Genomic DNA, 18,146 nt, shown 5'->3' on the forward strand with positions numbered 1-18,146 from the left:
CGTGATCCGTGGAGCAGACGGGCAGTCTGCGAAAGACAAGCAGCGAAGGAGCCTTTGATGACACAGATGGCCTTGGTGATCGACCTGAACGTATGCGTGGGTTGCCACGCTTGCGTGACCAGTTGCAAGGAGTGGAACACGTCGGGCGAATCGGGCAGCCTCGCGGATCTGAATCCGTACGACGCCGACCCGTCCGGCACCTTCTTCAACCGGGTCCAGAGCTTCGAGGCGGGCAGCTTCCCGAACGCCGAGACGATCCATTTTCCGAAATCGTGCCTGCACTGCGAGGACCCGCCGTGCGTGCCGGTCTGTCCGACCGGTGCGAGCTATAAGCGTAAGGAAGACGGGCTCGTGCTGGTGGACTTCGACCGCTGTATCGGCTGCAAGTATTGCGCGTGGGCGTGTCCTTACGGCGCGCGCGAACTCGACGAATCGCGCAAGGAGATGACCAAGTGCACGCTCTGCGTCGATCGCATTCATGACGAGAACCTCTCCGAGCGCGATCGTCAGCCGGCTTGCGTGCTTGCCTGCCCGACCTCCGCGCGGCTGTTCGGCGATATTCACGACCCGGAGTCGGTGGTGTCGAAAGCGATCGAGGAGCGCGGCGGTTATCAGTTGATGCCCGAGTGGAACACGCGGCCCGCGAACCATTATTTGCCGCGCGTGCCGACCGAGGCCGCGGGTTGCGGCAGCGGCGCGTGCTCCTGCAAATCCGCGGGCTCGGCGACAGACTCGACGGATGCGGCTCATGCACCCGCCTCGCTCGACGCGCAACTCGAGCGCGGCGAATTGCATCTCGCGTCGATGGCGACGCGCATCTAAAAAACCAGGGGGATCTCGCGATGAATCCGGCTTTCTCGGTCGTTTTTCTCACCACCTTGAGCGGCGCGGCTCAAGGGCTGCTGATCGCGCTCGTCGGCGTGGAGAGCGCCGCGCAACTCGGGCTGATCGCGTCACCGGGCGCCGCGTTCTATGTCATCGGCGCGGGCGTGTCGGTGGCGTTGGGCGGGCTTGGGCTGATCGCGTCGTTCTTCCATCTGGGGCATCCGGAACGCGCATGGCGCGCGATCGCGATGTGGCGCACCTCGTGGCTATCGCGCGAATGTTTGTGCCTGCCGGCGTTTCTCGCCTGCGTGTTTTTCTACGGCGTCGCGCATTGGCTGGGCTCGCCGTGGTCGCTTGCGCTCGGCTGGCTTGGCGTGCTGGCCAGCGCCGCGCTGTTCGTCTGCACGGCGATGATTTACGCGTGTCTGCGCTTTCTGCAGGAATGGGCCACGCCGCTCACGCTGGTCAACTTCGCGTTGCTCGGGTGCGCGTCCGGCTTCACGCTGGCGACCGCGTTGAGCGCCTGGTTCGTGCCCGCGCCGACCAGCGGCCTCGCGCTGTGCGCGTGTGGGCTGACGCTGGCTGGGTGCGCGAGCCGTTCGGCGTCGCTGGTGCGCAATGCGCGTTTGCGGCCGAAGTCGACCGTGCAGAGCGCCACCGGCATTCACAATCCGAAGCTGGTGCAGGTGTCGCGCGGCTTCACCGCCGGGGCGTTCAATCTGCGGGAGTTTTTCCACGGCAAATCAGCGGGCACGTTACGCGGGATCAAATGGGGTTTTCTGGCGACGGCGTTCGTCGCGCCGGTTGTCTTGATCGTGCTGGGCGCGAGCTTGCGCTCGATCGACGGGTCGCTGGGTCTGCTGGCCGCGGCGTGTCTCGTGCAGTACGCGGGGCTGGTCGCGGAGCGCTGGTTTTTCTTCGCGGAAGCGAAGCATCCGCAGAATCTGTATTACGCGCGGGTGGGGTGAGCGGGGGAGCCGCGCGGATACAACACGCCAGCCAGGCGACGTGTTTACTTCCCGGCGCGCGTCTTGGTGGCCACCTTGGCGGCCACCTTATTGACCACCTTACGGGCCACCTTGCCCGCCTTAGCGGCGACCTTGCCCGCCCGCACCGGCTTCGCACTATTGGCGAGCGACACGAACACCGAATGGTCGTCGTCGAACAACTGAAGCGTGCCGACCGAAATCAGCTCCGCCACGCCATCGCCGAGATTGGTCACGCGATGCTGCTGCTGTGCGTCGAAATGCAACGAGTCGCCTGAGGCCAGCAGATATTCTTTCTTGCCGACCGCATAGCTCACCTGGCCCGAAAGCACATAAACGAACTCGTCGCCGCCATGCGCGACCCATTCGGAGCGGTAACCCTCCAGCAACTGCACCTTGACGGCGTTCAGCAGGCTGCCGTTGAAGGTGGTGGAGAGTCGCTCGTAGCGCTGCTGGGTGTCGTCGAGCGAATAGGACTCGCGGGCGCCCTGATGCGAATCGGGCTGCTCCTGACGCGGTTGATCGACCAGCACCCCGAGCGGCACGTTCAGCGCCTTGGCGACATTCACGAGCGACGAAATCGAAATTCCCGTCAAATTGCGCTCGACCTGCGACATGAAGCCGATCGACAGGTTCGCAGCCGACGCCACTTCGAGAAGCGTCAATCTGGCTTCCCGGCGCAAGCGGCGAATGCGCTGGCCGATGTGCATGATGTCGGAATCCATGGAGCTCCTTCAAAGCGGCGAGAGACAAAGCATGCAGAAAATGTCGCAGCGTCGCCGGCGTTTCACTTGCGGGGAAATCGCACGAAGCACAACCGTCCGGTCGACAATGCAGGCGGCATTGTAGCGCGCCGAATTCGCGGTTTCGTCCGACGATGCCGGCGGCGTGGCGGTTTTCAACCGCCTGCCGGACGGGGCGGCCATGCAACTTCACCGTAAAGCGACGTCGCCGCATGGCAACCGCTCCGCGCGACGCGGCCGGAATTGCAGCACGGGCGCGCCTTTCCGCTTCCTTTCGCGTAATCCCCGGTTTTTTTGCGAATTTTAGTAGGAGTAAAATTTAAGCTTGACGCAATTTTTAGCTCGCGGTAATTTTGAAAAGCGGTCCCGGCCGTTGCGTACGCCTGATCGATAAACAAAACATGGGCATCCGATGATAGATCGACTGAAATACAGCTTCGCCAGCCTCGCGCCCTATAACGCCGCCGTCGCCGATACGCACGCCGGGCTCTCGCGACTCATGCAGCAGCGCGGCCTCGACGCGCTGCTGGTCCCGTCGCAGGACGAATTTCTCAGCGAGCATGTGCCGCGCCGCAACGACCCGCGTTACGCGCTGTCCGCGTTCGACGGTTCGGCGGGCAACGGCGTGTATCTGTCGGCAGCGGTCGCGCGCGAACTCGGCCTGCCGCAGTTCCTGTTGTTCGTCGATGGCCGCTACCATCTGCAGGCCGATCTGCAATGCGATCCGCAACGGGTGCAGGTGCAGAAGCTGGCGTTGGGCGTGTCGATGTGGACGGCCATCGCCGAGTGGCTGATCGCGCATTCGGCGCATGTCAAAGCCGTGGGCTACGACGCGTTGCGCTTGAGCGTCGCGCAACGCGAGGGCATGCTCGAAGCGACCGCGCAGAGCGATCTCACGTGGACGAGCCTGACCGGCCGGGAAGTGGACAGCGCGATCGATTTGCCCGGCTGGAAGGTGGATCGGCCGATCTTCGAGTTGCCGCAATCCGTGACCGGATCGAGCATCGCGCAAAACCTCGCGACGCTGAATCAGCGCGTTCACGCGCGGCTAGCCGAGGCGCAACCCGATAAAGTGCCGCCAGCAACCTGTTTCCTGACCTGCGTCGCGGACGACATCAGTTATCTGCTGAACAGCCGCGGCTATCACCTGCCCAACGCGTCGTCACATCTGGGTTTTCTGTTCGTGATCGGCGAGCATGCCGTGCTGTTCCTGCCGGAAGGATGCGATCGGTGTCCGGTGGAGCTGCGTACGTATCCGGCGCTGCGTGTGGTCCGTCGCGATCGGGACGAACTGGCGCGGGTGTTGGGCGAGTTCGAGGTTCAGCAGGTGTGCTATAGCGCCGCGGCGGTCAACTGCGCGCTGCCCGACGCGGTGAGTCGTATCTGGCCGGCGGCCGTGCATACCGATTTCAGCCCGGTCGAATCGATGCGGGTCGGCAAGACGCCCGAAGTACTGGACCAGTTCCGCGAGGCGTTCGCGCGCAGTTCGGCGGCAATCGCCGAGACCATGCGCTGGGCCAAATCGGGCGACGGGCAACGTCGCTCGGAATACGACCTGGCGCGCACGATCAACGACGCTTATGGCGCGCGTGGCGCCGTCGGGCTGTCCTTCAATTCGATCGCGGCGAACGGCGCGAACAGCGCGTCGGCGCATTACTCGGCGGCGAGCGCCGAGGTCGATTTGCAGGAAGGCGAGTTGGTGCTGCTGGATAGCGGCGCGTATTACGAAGGCGGATTCGCGACCGATTGCACACGCGTCGTCTTGCGCAAGACCGACCTCATGACTCGGGCGCGACCGTGGCAAAAAGAGATCTACACGGTCGCGTTGAAGGCGTGCATCAAAGGTCTGGTCACGCAGTTTCCCGCCGACATGACCGGCGCGGAAGTCGACGCCGCGGTGCGCGCGGTCTGCCAGCAACATGGCTATGACTTCGGTCACGGCACCGGGCACGGCGTCGGCATTCACGTTCACGAAGGCGGCGTGCGCTTCGCGCCAGGGGCCGAATACGGTCTCGTGCCGGGCGCGGTGATTTCGGTCGAGCCGGGCATCTATCTGCCGGGCAAGGGCGGCGTGCGGATCGAGAACATCGTGATCATTCATCCGAGCACGACGCAAGCCGGCAAGATGGAGTTCGAGAATATCGTTGCCGTGGGTTACGACTGGGATCTGATCGACCTCGATCTGCTCGACGAGAGCGAACGGACTTATCTGCGTGATTATGAGCGGCTGTGTGCCGAGCGCGGCACGAGCGTAACGGCGTGTCCGTTGCTATAGAGAAATCGTTCAGGCGGCCGTGCGTCGTGTGCGGCTCACGGACAACCACAGCGCGGACACCAGAAAATAGACCGCGCCCACCGCCGCGTAACCCGCCACTCTGGCGATAACCGGCGGCGTGGCCGTGTGGGCCTGCACGATAAAGAACGTGCCTGCGATCGCCGATTGCGCGCCGCTCAGTATCATGGCCCACTGCGCCCCGAATTGTTTCCAACGGCGCGCTGCCGTGCCGAGTTGAAGCAGACCGGCAAGTATTGCCCACATACCGAACACGCCCAATATCCAGCCCATGTCGACGCTCAAGGCAACGACCACCGCGGTCGTCGTCAGGATGCTGATGACGACGTTGATTGCCTGAATACGGCTTTCGGCCATTCCGCCGCTGCGCGACATGTCGATGTAATTGGCCAGCGCGTCCCATGCCGGATAGACGACCAGCAGCGCGGCCGCGACCTCCGGGGAACGCTGTCCGAGGGAAAAAGCAAGCGCGACCCATGCAGCGGAAAACGCTGCCCGAATGAAGTAATACTGCGTGAGCCACTGCTCTTCGCGAGCACGTGTGGTATCGGTGCGGCGATCGTTCATTGCAACTCCTTCTGGATTGTCGACGACCGTGGTCGTCGATAGATTCTGGGCGCCGGGTCAGCCGACCTCGCGAGGCGGTTGCCCGCGCAGCGCGAGTCGGCCGCATGACTTACATCGGCGGCGCGACGCCGTCCTTTTCGACGACAACGAAGTTGCCGTCATAAGCACCGTCTTTCCCATGGATGGCCACCACGAATACCTTCTTGCCCGCCGTCAGATCGTCGCGCGTCGCGGGAATGAGGGTGACGACCGGCGCGTTCGCCGGCACGTTGATGGTGTTGGTGCCGCCCTTGTACGAGAGCTTCAGGTCGCGCCCGCTGGTGCCTTGCACCACGGTGTCGACGTTGGCGTTCGTCATCGACGTGTTGGCGTCGAGGTCCCAGGCGTAGTGTCCCTCGCCCGTGCCGCGCGCGGCTTCGGGGAACACCAGCACCTCTTTGGCGACCAGCTTGCCGTCCGGTCCGGGCGTTGCCGCGGCGCCGACGTAAGAGCCCGGCTTGATGTCCGAAAGCTGGACGGACTTCACGGCGTTCAGGTGCGTCGAATCCTTGAGCTGGATCGTGACGGTGTCGCCGCTGCGGCGGTGTACCTGCAAGGTGTTGCCCGACAGGGACTCGATGGCGCCTCGAATCCGTTCGGGCTTGTCGGTGGACGATTGGGCGAACGACGTGCCGGCGAGCGTCAGCGCGAGCGTGGAAATAGCGAGTTTCAGGCGAATCGACATGAATGCTCCGTAGGTGCGGTAGTGGTGTGAAACTTGAGGTTGAGGTGTGGCGTTGAAGCGTGTCGGGAGTGAAAACTTGCGGCGCCGGCTCAGGAACCGCCGAACCAGTTGTAGCCCTGGTTTTCCCAATAGCCGCCGGGAAACTCGTTGGTGACCGTGATCGCCACGATGTGTTTCGGGTTCTTGTAGCCAAGCTTGGTCGGCATGCGAAGCTTCATCGGGAAGCCGTACTTCGCGGGCAGGATGTTGCCGTCATAGGTCAATGTAAGCTGGGTTTGCGGATGCAGCGCCGTGGGCATGTCGATGCTGGTCCAGTAGTCGTCGGCGCAATGCAACGCGACATACTTCGCCGTCGTGTCCGCTTCCACCAGCGCGAGAAAATCTGCAAATCGCACGCCGCCCCATTTGCCGATGGCGCTCCAGCCTTCAATGCAGATATGCCGGGTGACCTGGCTTTGTTGCGGCAACGCTCGCAGTTCGGCGAGCGTCCAGCGGGATTTGCCTTTGACCCGTCCTTTCAGGTCGAGACGATAGGTCAGCGGATCGACGCTCGGCACCTGATCGATGTCGTAGTACGCGTTGAAGGGGAACGGGCGCGTGATCATCGACTCCGGGTAAGTCGGCGCGAGTTCGCGCGGGTCGAACAGGAGGGCCTGGGCATCGTCGTTGAATCGGGAGACGCGGCGTAGCATCGTCTCCACCGATTTGTCGCTCTTCAGGTCGCAACCCGACAGCAGCATCAAACCGCCGAGCGTGAGGATTCTTTTACCCAGCAAGCGTCGCGCGGACGATTGAAGTTCGCCTCGTGCATCCTTGACGATGGAGGCTGCGTCGGGTCGATATTCCGGAGTGGGCATGGCACCGCGTTTTGGCGAGTTCATGGTTAGCGGCCTCGAATGATCGTCAGCAAGGAACGTGGCACGAGGGCGACCATCGTCACGTGCACGATCAGAAATCCGACCAGTCCGCTCATGGCGACAAAGTGGACGAGGCGCGCGTTATCGAAGCCTCCCATCAACGCGCGCAGAAACGGGAATTGCACGGGTTTCCATACGGTCAGACCCGACAGAACGACCAGTGCGATGTCGGCAAGCACGGCAAGGTAGGCCAACTTCTGGACGGCGTTGTATTGGGTTAGGTCGTTGTGCGCCAGCTTGCCTCGCAAGGCGGCAAGCAGGTCCGAGGCAACGGCGCGAAGCGTGACCGGAAACAGCTTCGTGCGCAGTCGTCCCGTCGCGATGCTCAGACCCAGATACGCAAGAAAGTTGGCGACGAGCAGCCACATGATCGCGAAATGCCAGAGCAACGCACCGCCTAGCCAACCGCCCAGCGTGATGGCGGCGGGAAACCGGATGGCCGGAAAAATCGGCGACGCGTTGTAGATCTGCCAGCCGCTCATGCACATCGCAATCACGGAGGCGGCATTGAGCCAGTGAAAAATGCGGACGTAAGCGGGATGTATCGGGGTGGAGTTCAAGGCAGGCTAACCGGCAAAGGCGTAGTAAGTTCGGTATGAGGATCGCACCCGGCGCACCTTGACACCATCGGTCAAATGACCGACCCCGGCCGGAGGAGGCCGTGACGACAGGTTCTGTTTGTTGCCGGTGGTGTGAGCGCGTTGCGCCCGTTGCGTCACATGGCGTTGCCAGGCCGCTGCCGCGTCGACGACGCGGCGGGTGTCGAGTGGAGCAAGTTGGGGCGTGATCCGGCGCAAAGCCCCGTTTAGATACGCTACTGGAAGTTCAGCTTTATGGTCAGCACCGAAGGGCGCGACCCGCCGCGCTCAAAAAAGCCATTCACAGGCAAATTCGGCGGTAAGTGCCGCACCCGCAAATAGCGTGGCCAGCCAGCACAGCGCACGCAAGGTCCAATGGGTGCTGAGATCGCCCACTGCGGAGCGCTTCATGCTTAGCAGCACGAGCATCACCATCACCGGCGTAGCCGTGGAGCCGTTGAGCACGGCGCTCCAGTACAGCGCGCGGATCGGCTCGATGTGCATGACTGTCAGCGCCACGCCGATCGAAACGCCGAGCGCCATGACAACGAGCAGTGCGTGCGCCACCGGCCGGTTGCGTTGCCTGCCCGCGTGCCCGTCCCGCGCGCTTATCGCGGCATTGGCGGCTGATCCGGCAAGCGGCGGCAGCGCGAGCAGGGCGGTGCCGATGAACGCCAATCCCAGCACGTGCGATGCATATCCGCCGGCGAGCGGCCGGAGTACGCTCGCGGCGTCGTCGGCGTTGGCGAGAACATGTCCGCTCGCGTGAAGCGTCGACGCGGCCGCGGCCATGACGAATAATCCGACCGCGTTCGAGAGGACCGTTCTGATCAGTGTATCGCTGCGGGTTTTATTCAAATGCCGTTTGCCCGCCAATGGCTTCGCGCCAGCTGTTGGCGGTCGATCTCCTTCGATCTGCTGCTCGGCCTGCGAGAACAGAAGATACGGGCTGATCGTTGTACCCAGCACCGCCAGCAGCATGGTGAAATAGTCGACGCGCCAGGTGATGTGCGGCACGAAGGCGTGCAAAGCGAGCGTTCGCCATGACGTATGGCTGACCAGCGTAACGCCGATGTAGGCGAACAGGCTCGCAGCCAGCCACTTCAGAATCCGCGCATAGCGCGCGTAAGGAACGAACCATTGGAGCGCGATCGACAGAATGCCGAAGGCGGCGGCGAACAGCGGCACTGAACCGTGCCACAGGAGTTGCGCGCCAACGCCCATCGCAACGACGTCGGCCGCGATGTTGAACACGTTGGCGACGAGAAAGCGCCCGACCGCGAGATAGAAGAGCAGGCGCGAGTAGTGCTCGCGCATGTTGACCGTCAATCCCTTACCCGTCTGCGCCGCGATGCTCGACGCGACGAGCTGGAATGCCACCATCGATGGATACGACAGCGCGCACATCCACAGCATGTCATACCCGAATTGCGCGCCGGCCAGCGAATACGTGACCACGCCGCTCGGGTCGTTGTCGGTCGCGGTCGACACGAGCCCCGGGTCGACGTGCCTGGCCCAGGAATGCGCGGGCAGTTCGTCGCGCGCGTTCGTGGCTCTTTCGTATTCGTGGACGAGAGACATCGCTTCTGCTTGCGCCCTACGTCAGATGATTTCCGCCGGTCACGCCATACACTTCGCCCGTCACGAAGCTCGATTCCTGTGACGCAAGCAGCACGTAGACCGGCGAGAGTTCGGCGGGCTGTCCGGGACGCTTCATCGTAGTCGGGTCTTGCATCGTGAACTGATCGCGGGTGCCGGACATTGCGGGCTCCTTGTATCGATTGGGTGGGACGTCGCCTGGCGACGCCTGGGTGGAATCGGCAGTGGAGCAATGGACGTACCAAGGCACAGGTCGCCTCGGCGAAGGACGGCCACGCAGATCGAGGTCGACGTTGCCTACGAACCCAACCGGCTCGCCTGACCGTCTACGTTTCTACAGTTCACCGCGTTCAGCTCGCTGCACGATGCGATCCGTCATGGCGTCACGCTCATTTGTCGTGATGACCGGGGAGCACCGCGCCAAGCACCTGTCTGGCCGTTTCGACGATCACGTTGCCCTGGTTCGGGTCGCCCTTCATCAAGGTCGACGCGAACGCCTTGGCCTGGGCCAGCGTGATATGCGGCGGCAACGGCGCGATGTTCGGATCGGCCTTCACTTCGAGCACGACCGGCCGGTCCGACGCCAGCGCTTCGTCCCACGCGGCGCCCATCTGTTCGTCGTTGTCGACATAGATGCCCTTCAGGCCGATCAGTTCCGCGAACTTGTGATACGGCACGGACGGAATATCCTGCGACGCTTCGAACTTGGGGTCGCCTTCCACTGCCCGCTGTTCCCACGTGACCTGGTTCAGGTCGCTGTTGTTGAGCACCATGCAGATCCAGCGCGGATCGGCCCAGTCTTTCCAGTACTTCGAGACGGTGATCAGTTCGGCCATGTTGTTCATCTGCATGGCGCCGTCGCCGACCAGTGCGATCACCGGCCGTTCGGAGAACGCGAATTTGGCGGCGATCGCGTAGGGAACGGCCGCGCCCATCGACGCCAGGCCGCCCGACAGCGAGCACATCATGCCGCGCTGGACCTTCAGGTCGCGCGCATACCAGTTCGCGCAGGAACCCGAATCGCTCGTAACGATCGCGTTGGCCGCAATGCGTTTGGACAGTTCCCACACGGTGCGCTGTGGATTCACCGCATCCTTGCCGGCTTCGTGCGCGCGCCTGTCGAGCGTTTTCCACCAGTCCTCGGTCCAGCCTTCGATCTTCTTGCGCCACGCGCGATCCGTCTTTTGTTCGAGCAGCGGCAGCAGGGCGCGCAACGTTTCCACGCTATCGCCGACAAGGTTCACTTCCATCGGATAACGCAGACTCAGCATGTCGGCCTTCAGGTCGATCTGCACGCCGCGCGCCGCGCCTTCTTTCGGCAGAAATTCCGAGTACGGAAAGCCCGAGCCGATCATCAGCAGCGTGTCGCATTCCATCATGAGTTCATAGCTCGGCTTGGTGCCGAGCAGGCCGATCGAGCCGGTCACCCACGGCAGGTCGTCAGGTAGCACGGCTTTGCCGAGCAACGCCTTGGCGACACCCGCGCCGAGTTTTTCGGCGACGGCGATGACTTCGTCGGTTGCGTGCAGCGCGCCTGCGCCGACCAGGATCGCGACCTTCTTGCCGGCGTTGAGCACGTCGGCGGCCTGCTTGAGATCGTCGGGGTAGGGCATGAGGCGCGGCGCGCGATAGCCGACGCCCGAATGCAGCGTGCCGTGTTTGTGGCCGGGGGCTTCGTAAGGCTCATCCTGCAGATCGTTGGGCAGGATGATGGCCGTCACCTTGCGCTCCGCCAACGCGGTGCGCACGGCACGATCGACGAGATGGCGCACCTGGGCGGGCACCGAAGCCTGTTCGACGAAGGCGCCGGCGACGTCCTTGAACATCGAGACGAGATCGAGTTCCTGCTGGTAGTGGCCGCCGAGCGCTGCCCGTGCTTGCTGACCCGCGATGGCGAGCACCGGCATATGGTCCATTCGCGCGTCGTAAAGACCGGTGATCAGATGCGACGCGCCGGGGCCCGAGGTAGCGATGCACACACCGAGTTCGCCGGTGAATTTCGCGTGGGCGGAGGCCATGAAGGCGGCCATCTCCTCGTGGCGAACCTGGATGAACTCGATCGGCTCGGTGGGATTGCCGGATTTCGATTTTCGGGCGTCGGCCTGCGCCCGGTTCAACGCGCCGAAGACGCCGTTGATGCCATCGCCCGGATAGCCGTAAATGCGGCGCACACCCCAGGCATGCAAGCGCTCGATGATGAAGTCGCCGACGGTTTGAGACATGGACTACTCCTGAAGAAGGAAATGCGGGTTCCAGTCGTTTCGTTTTTCTCGCTAAATTCACGCATGCGGCGTGTCGTACAGGTAGTTTCTCGGCATGAAGCGCATGGCGGCTACGCAAATGTGCGGGGTGGACCGAAGAAGGTCGGCTGGCGGTAAGTGTTCAGATAACGGTACTCGCCGGTCGACGCGGCACCGACGCTGGACGCAGTCGTACCGGAATGGATTTCGAAGCTGGAACGAGACTGTCCTTCGCGTGATGAGAGAGTGGGATCAGGCGGTTGCATTCAGGGTAGTAGCCCATGATGCAACCTGGCGGAATGTCGAACGCGTGCACGTGCATGCCGCCGAGTTCGCGCCCCACCTCGTCGGTGGAGACCGTGGCGATGTGCACCTCTTCGCCCTCGGCGAATCCGAGTCGCGCCATATCGTCGCGATGCATCAGCAGAACATCGCGTGTGCCGTGCACACCACGGAACCGGTCGTCAAGCGTGTAGACCGTTGTATTGAACTGGCTGTCGCCGCGGGTGGTCATCAGGCTTAGCACGTCGGGGCCGACCGACGGCATGTCGGCGTCTTCGTCGAGCGTATCCGGCACAACGAAATTGGCCTTGCCGTTCGGGGTTTTCCATTTGCGCTCCGCAGCCGGAATGGGCCGGTGAAACCCTCCCGGCTGCCGGAACCGGCTATTGAAATCGCCAAACTGGTCCGGGTAGGTCTGTTCGATCGCATCGCGGATCGTCGCGTAATCGGCCACCCACGCGTCCCAATTCACGAGTGGATTATCCGGCAACAATGCCTTGGCGATTCCGGCGACGATGGCCGGTTCCGACAGCAGCAACTCGCTGGCGGGCTGAGCATAGCCGTGCGAGCCGTGCACGCAGGCCGTGCTGTCTTCCACGCTCACCCACTGTTCGCCGCTCGCCTGTCGGTCCACTTCGATGCGCCCGAGGCAGGGCAACAGGTAGGCCACTTTGCCGTGCAGCAGATGGCTACGATTGAGCTTCGTGGCAATCTGCACGGTCAGTCTCAGCGAACGCCAGGCCGGGTCCATCACCTGATGATCCGGAATCGCGACCTGAAAATTGCCGCCCAGTCCGATGAATGCCTTGACCTTGCCATCGAGCACACCCTGGCAGGCCTCCACGGTACTCATGCCTTTGTTGCGAGGCGGCTCGAAACCATAAAGTTCTTTCAGTGTGTCAAGCGGCGCGAGCTCCGGTTTTTCAGTGATACCAACGGTGCGTTGTCCCTGCACATTCGAATGTCCGCGGATCGGACAGATGCCCGCACCGGGCTTGCCGATATTGCCGCGCAGCAGTAAAAGGTTGGACAGCATCTGCACGTTTTGCACGCCATTGCGATGCTGCGTGATGCCCATTCCATACAGCACCATCACGGATTTCGCCCGTGCATACTCGGTGGCGGCAGCGCCCAGCGCATCACGCGTGAGTTGCGAGCGCCTCTCGATCTCGGCCCATGTCGTTGCGCGCATGGCGGCGGCGAACCGGTCGAAGCCCTCGGTATGTTCGGCAATGAACGCCGCATCGAGCACGCGCGGCGTCCCATCGCGCTGCGCTGCGTCGTCCCATTCGATCAGCAACTTGCACATCCCGGCAATAGCCGCTTCATCGCCGCCAATGCGCAGTTGATGATATTGCGTGCTGATCTGCGTTTGCGCGGGCGTCAACATCTCGAGCGGCGATTGCGGGTTGGCAAAGCTCACAAGCCCGCGCTCCTTGATCGGATTGAAGGTGATGATCTGCACCCCGCGTTTGCGCGCGTCCTGTAACTGATGCAGCATTCGCGGCGCGTTGGTGCCGGTGTTGTGGCCGAAGAAGAACATGCAGTCGGTGTGCTCGAAATCGTCGAGCGTCACAGTGCCGACCGGCGAGCCGATGGTCTGCGGTAACGCGACGGAGGTACTTTCGTGACACATGTTCGAGCTATCCGGCAGATTGTTCGTGCCGTACATCCGTGCAAGCAGTTGGTACAGATAGGAGGTTTCGAGCGACGCGCGCCCCGACGCGTAAAAGACCGCTTCATTGGGATCGATCGCCTGAAGTTCGTTGGCGATGCCGTCAAATGCGTCTTGCCACGTGGTCGGCACATAACGGTCAGTGACCGCATCCCAGCGCATCGGCGTGATCAGGCGTCCGGCGGATTCGAGTTCGAGCCCGCTCCACGATTCGAGATCTGTCAGCGTGTGCTGGGCGAAAAAGTCGGCATCGATATGCTTGCTGGTGATTTCCCATGCCGTCGCTTTCGCGCCGTTTTCGCAGAATTCGAACAGATGCGGATCGGCCGGTTTGGCCCAGGAGCAGCTGACGCACGCGAAACCGTCCGGTTTGTTCTGATGAGAGAGAATCGCGCTGCCGTGGAGTGCGACATGCTCCTGGATCAGAATGCCTGCCACCGCCTTGACCGATCCCCAGCCGCCCGCCGGGTTGCGGTAGGGCTTGAGTGGGTTATCCGTGCTCATGTGGTCTCTCCTTGCTGACAATCGCCCCGGCACCGCCAGCAAGCCGCGCAGGCGATGGGCAGCGTGTATTGACGACGCAGTCCGCCCGTCGTGTCTCTTTGCGACGATGGAGGGCCGCGCCGGGCGTGAGCGCGCCGCGCCGCGTTATCCGTGCACGGGACATCCGTTAACACGTCCCCGAAGCGCCGACGACATCTCGTAAGCGGGCTTGCGCGAGCGCATCACGCCGCCGATCGGCCGGTGCGCGACGACGCCATGCCAAGGGCTGAACGTCATGCCATCCGTCGATGTCGGCCGAGCGCGCGTCGTTCCAGGCCGGCTGGGGGGCGACCCGGATGCGGGCAACCGCGACATAGGGGCTCTTGTGCTCATGTAGGCTCCGCAACGTTTGTATGGGTTTAATACTCGCGCAAGCGGCGTACCTATTCCGACTCTATCGATAGCCCGTCGGTTTTTTCGCTGTTGGTTGCCAGTGGTGAGCGACATCGACCCTGATGCCAGGCAAATCTCTCGTGGGCATGCGATTGTTCGGATGTCTGCGGGATCTGTTTTGCTTCATCGTGTCGCAGTTGTCACCGGGCATGCCAACCCCAGGCAGTCACGCCAGCCCCAGGCAGGCACGCCAGCCCGGATCCAATCCCTGCCCGACGGCCGGCGAAGTATGGTGATGGATTGCAAGTCAGCAAAGCCGGTGGCAGGGCGATCGCGCAACGGCCGCATGTCGCGGCATCCGTCTCGCGGGCGTGGTTTGCCGTTGATCGGCCTGCGCGCCAATGTCCCCGAGCGCTAAAGAACTCGAACGCCAAAGTCCCAGAACGCTAACGTCCCGCCGTCATCCGCACGCGCCGACCTCGCCGCACGCCGTGCAGAAGTCGCAGCCATCCTTGCGAATGACCGCATTGGCGCCGCAGGTCCCGCATTTGCGGCCGAGCATGGTCTGCAGCCCGAGCACGCCGCCGGTTTGCATCGACGTGGCGGTGTCATCGTCATTGCCATCGCGCGGAGTCGGCCGGATGCCGAAATCCGCCGCCAACGCCGTCTCCGCCTTCATCTGCCCGCGCGGCACACGCCCCAGCATGCGCGAGGGCACCTGATTGCCTTCGGCGTCGAGAAAGCCGCGCCGGTGCAGGATCTGCTGGATCGCGAACGCGAGCGCGGCCACTTCCGAATCATGCCAGCGCGGCGTGCGATGACCGTCGAGACGCAGCACGTCGCCGAGCCGCACCTGCCCGCGATCCCACGACACCTTGCGCATGTCCTGCAGATTGCGCGCGACGAATCCGCCGCGCGCCGCCAGCGACAGCGAGCGCATGGTTGCCGTGATCCATTGCTGCGATTCGTCGCGCTGACCGGTCGGAATGAAGAACTCGATAGGACGCTCGATGCTGATCTCTTCGCCGCCCAGCCGCCCCGTGACTTCGATAAACGACACCGCCACGTACAGTGATTTCTTGCCGGCCTGGGTCAGATATTCGACTTTCTCGATGATCGCCGGCAGTTCGCCTTTGGGCCGATGGTCGATCGCGATCCGCAGCGGATCCTGATCGTTGTCGGCCAGCGAGTCTTCCGCTTGCGCCGGCGGCGGGCTCACGCTGAGCACCGCGCCGAGCGTTTCATTCGGGCGATACGTGGCGAGCCCCTTGAGGCCGTTTTTCCAGGCGTCGAAATAGAGGCTTTCGAACGCGTCGAACGGATAGTCGGCGGGGACGTTGACGGTCTTCGAGATCGAGGTGTCCACATACGGTTGCACGGCCGCCATCATGTCGAGGTGGTCGCGCGCCGACATTTCCAGCGCGCTGACGAAGTAATCCGGCAGCTTGCCGACATCGCCGCCCAGTTCGCGATACAGCCGGTACGCGTAGTCTTCCACGTCGAACGATTCGCGGCCGCCGTCGGCCATCACCTTCATGCGCGTGTAGGTCCACGAGAAAGCCGGTTCGATGCCGTTCGACGCGTTGTCCGCGAACGCAAGGCTCACCGTCCCGGTCGGCGCGATCGAGAGCAGATGGCTGTTGCGGATGCCGTCGCGGCGAATCGCCGCCTTGAGGTCGTCGGGCAGGCGCGACGCGAAGGTGCCCGCTTCCAGATAGCGGTCGGCGTCGAACAGCGCAAACGCGCCGCGCTCGCGCGCCAGTTCGACCGAGGCGCGATACGCTTCGTCGCGCATCAGGCGCGCGATCCGCACGGCGAAGTCGCGGCCGGCCGGCGAGTTATAGCGCAAGCCGAGCATCACGAGCGTGTCGCCGAGACCGGTGAAGCCGACGCCGATGCGCCGCTTCGCGCGCGACTCGTCGTGCTGTTGCGGCAGCGGCCACAGCGTGACGTCGAGCACATCGTCGAGAAAGCGGACTTGCGTGCGGGTGCGTTGGGCGAGGCCGTCCCAGTCGAACGACGGCGTGCCGCCTCGCATCTGCGCGAACGGCTCGATCACGAAGCGCGTCAGATTGAGCGGGCCGAGATTGCAGCAGCCGTATGCGGGCAGCGGTTGTTCGCCGCACGGATTGGTCGCGCGGATGGTTTCGACCGCGCGCAGGTTGTTGTCCTCGTTCATCCGCAAAATGAACACGATGCCGGGTTCCGCGACGTCGTAGGTGGAACGCATGATGCGCTCCCAGATCGCGCGAGCCGGGCGCTCGCTATACACCCACAGGCCGTCTTCGCGCTGCCGCATGTCGTTGGCCGCGCGCAGCGCCGGCGAGGGCTCGCCGCGATGCACGAGTTGCCAGGGCTGATCGGCTTCGACGGCGCGCATGAAGGCGTCGGTCACGCCGACCGAGACGTTGAAGTTGTTCCAGCGGCCTTTCGAATGCTTGGCCTCGATGAATTCGAGCAGGTCGGGGTGGTCGCAGTCGAGCACGGCCATCTGTGCGCCGCGCCGCGAACCGGCGCTTTCGACGGTGCGGCACGACGCGTCGAACACATCCATATAGCTGCACGGCCCGGACGCCGACGAACTGGTGGTGTGAACCCGCGCGCCCTTGGGACGGATCGCCGAGAAGTTGTAGCCGACGCCGCCGCCGCGGCGCATGGTTTCGGCGGCTTGCAGCAATGCGACGTAGATGCCGGGCAGGCCCTGTTCGTCGACGCCCTGAATCGCGTCGCCGACCGGTTGCACGAAGCAGTTGATCAGCGTGGCGGCAATACCGGTGCCGGCCGCGCTCATGATGCGGCCGGCACCGAGCGCGCCGTGCCGCAGATTGTCGACGAAGCGCGCTTCCACGGATTCCCGTAGCGCTTCGGGCTCGGCCTGGGCGACGCCGTGGGCGACGCGCCGGAACACGTCGTCGGCCGATTGCTCGGCGCCTTTTGCGTATTTTTCAAGCAGGACGTCGACGGAGAACTGTTGCGGGACGACGAGCGGGGCCGGGGCGGCCGATGCGGTGCGGGTGTCCGGCGTGTCTTCTGCCATGGTATGCCCTCGGACGGTGCCGCGAGACACGCGGCGCGCTGGGTGAAAGTGCGAGGGTCACGGTGACCGGACAGCAAAGCCGGCGAGGTGACGTGGCGCAATCTCCTGCACCTTAGCTCAGCGCGCGAGGGGCCGCAATCGGAAGGTTTTTTGCAGCGCGGGGTGAGACGTGGCGCTCGGGAGGCGCATCAGTGCGCCGTTGCGGCGAACGGAAAACCTCAGGCTTCGGCGAATTCGCCCAGCAGTTCGGCGCAGATCATGGCCGAGGCATTCGCGGGCGCCGGCCGCTCGGCCGGTTTGAAGACCGCGTCGCCGCGGCGGATCTTGCGGCGCGACACCGCGCAGGTGCCCGAAGTGTGCGCCGACCGGCGGCGCCAGCGCTGCTCGCCATAATGACATTTGCCCGGTTCGACCCAACGGATCACCAGCGTCGTATCGGAGCGTTCGAGAATTTCGATGCGCACGCCGTTGGTACCGTCAAGGGGGATGGACTCTAAGGTCATCATCATCGGCTCCGTATTGTGGTGTGCCGAATGTAGTCCTGCGCGGGCTAGATAGCCATTGTGTCCGAGTTGAAACACTGTTCTCGAATTAGCAACAATGAAACTTGACATTCCCATCTGCCCGTCACAGCGGGGTTTTGCGGGTCACATGACGGCAAATTAGAGATAAGGCGGATTTTTGCAACGCAGTGTTGTTCGTGGCGCGACGAGAGTCCCGCCCATCAAGGCCGACGGCGCTTCCTTTAAGATGTCGTTATTGATGAGCGACCGTGGCATGCCAGTGTAGCGGTTCTGGTTTTTT

The 18,146-nt window shown here is 63.4% G+C and carries 13 protein-coding genes and 1 pseudogene; 3 read left to right on the top strand and 11 right to left on the bottom strand.

Annotated elements, in window-relative coordinates:
• Positions 1–57: 57 nt before the first annotated feature.
• Entirely contained in the window at positions 58–822 is a 765-nt protein-coding gene (locus tag BX591_RS27325) for a 4Fe-4S dicluster domain-containing protein (protein ID WP_111934449.1), read from the top strand.
• Between the two features lie 20 nt (positions 823–842).
• Positions 843–1,793, top strand: a complete 951-nt coding sequence (locus BX591_RS27330; protein ID WP_111934450.1) for a dimethyl sulfoxide reductase anchor subunit family protein — start codon at positions 843–845, stop codon at positions 1,791–1,793.
• A gap of 44 nt (positions 1,794–1,837) precedes the next feature.
• Here BX591_RS27330 and BX591_RS27335 read toward each other — a convergent pair whose 3' ends face one another.
• On the bottom strand, positions 1,838–2,536 hold the full coding sequence (locus BX591_RS27335) for a helix-turn-helix domain-containing protein (RefSeq protein ID WP_111934451.1): 699 nt from the start codon (positions 2,534–2,536) through the stop codon (positions 1,838–1,840).
• A 430-nt stretch (positions 2,537–2,966) separates the two neighbouring features.
• Here BX591_RS27335 and BX591_RS27340 point away from each other — a divergent pair, with 430 nt between their 5' ends.
• Positions 2,967–4,829, top strand: coding sequence for a M24 family metallopeptidase (locus BX591_RS27340; protein ID WP_111934452.1), 1,863 nt, complete (start codon positions 2,967–2,969; stop codon positions 4,827–4,829).
• A 9-nt stretch (positions 4,830–4,838) separates the two neighbouring features.
• Here BX591_RS27340 and BX591_RS27345 read toward each other — a convergent pair whose 3' ends face one another.
• The 10 genes and pseudogenes from BX591_RS27345 to BX591_RS27395 form a co-directional block, all read right to left on the bottom strand.
• Positions 4,839–5,414 carry a DUF308 domain-containing protein gene (locus tag BX591_RS27345; protein WP_111934454.1) on the bottom strand — a complete coding sequence of 192 codons (576 nt, stop codon included), beginning with the start codon at positions 5,412–5,414 and terminating at the stop codon, positions 4,839–4,841.
• Positions 5,415–5,523: 109 nt separating this feature from the next.
• On the bottom strand, positions 5,524–6,138 hold the full coding sequence (locus BX591_RS27350) for a DUF5666 domain-containing protein (protein ID WP_111934456.1): 615 nt from the start codon (positions 6,136–6,138) through the stop codon (positions 5,524–5,526).
• An 89-nt stretch (positions 6,139–6,227) separates the two neighbouring features.
• Positions 6,228–7,019, bottom strand: a complete 792-nt coding sequence (locus BX591_RS27355) for a molybdopterin-dependent oxidoreductase (protein WP_418939775.1) — start codon at positions 7,017–7,019, stop codon at positions 6,228–6,230.
• A gap of 2 nt (positions 7,020–7,021) precedes the next feature.
• Positions 7,022–7,615, bottom strand: coding sequence for a cytochrome b/b6 domain-containing protein (locus tag BX591_RS27360; RefSeq protein WP_111934458.1), 594 nt, complete (start codon positions 7,613–7,615; stop codon positions 7,022–7,024).
• Positions 7,616–7,921: 306 nt separating this feature from the next.
• A complete protein-coding gene (locus BX591_RS27365) occupies positions 7,922–9,214 on the bottom strand; it encodes an NRAMP family divalent metal transporter (RefSeq protein ID WP_111934459.1) in 1,293 nt (430 codons plus the stop codon).
• Positions 9,215–9,230: 16 nt separating this feature from the next.
• Positions 9,231–9,356, bottom strand: a pseudogene (locus BX591_RS27370) (SDR family oxidoreductase); the annotation flags it as partial.
• Between the two features lie 265 nt (positions 9,357–9,621).
• Complete coding sequence (locus tag BX591_RS27375; RefSeq protein ID WP_111934461.1) at positions 9,622–11,454, bottom strand: thiamine pyrophosphate-requiring protein; 1,833 nt, start codon at positions 11,452–11,454, stop codon at positions 9,622–9,624.
• A gap of 160 nt (positions 11,455–11,614) precedes the next feature.
• Entirely contained in the window at positions 11,615–13,933 is a 2,319-nt protein-coding gene (locus BX591_RS27380) for an FdhF/YdeP family oxidoreductase (protein ID WP_111934462.1), read from the bottom strand.
• Positions 13,934–14,765: 832 nt separating this feature from the next.
• Positions 14,766–17,342 carry an adenosylcobalamin-dependent ribonucleoside-diphosphate reductase gene (locus BX591_RS27390; RefSeq protein ID WP_111934463.1) on the bottom strand — a complete coding sequence of 859 codons (2,577 nt, stop codon included), beginning with the start codon at positions 17,340–17,342 and terminating at the stop codon, positions 14,766–14,768.
• A 218-nt stretch (positions 17,343–17,560) separates the two neighbouring features.
• The gene (locus BX591_RS27395; RefSeq protein ID WP_035563070.1) at positions 17,561–17,845 is read right to left on the bottom strand and encodes a DUF3331 domain-containing protein; all 285 of its coding nucleotides are present in this window, start codon (positions 17,843–17,845) and stop codon (positions 17,561–17,563) included.
• Positions 17,846–18,146: the final 301 nt, after the last annotated feature.

It is taken from the genome of Paraburkholderia bryophila (assembly GCF_003269035.1).
Lineage (GTDB): Bacteria > Pseudomonadota > Gammaproteobacteria > Burkholderiales > Burkholderiaceae > Paraburkholderia > Paraburkholderia bryophila.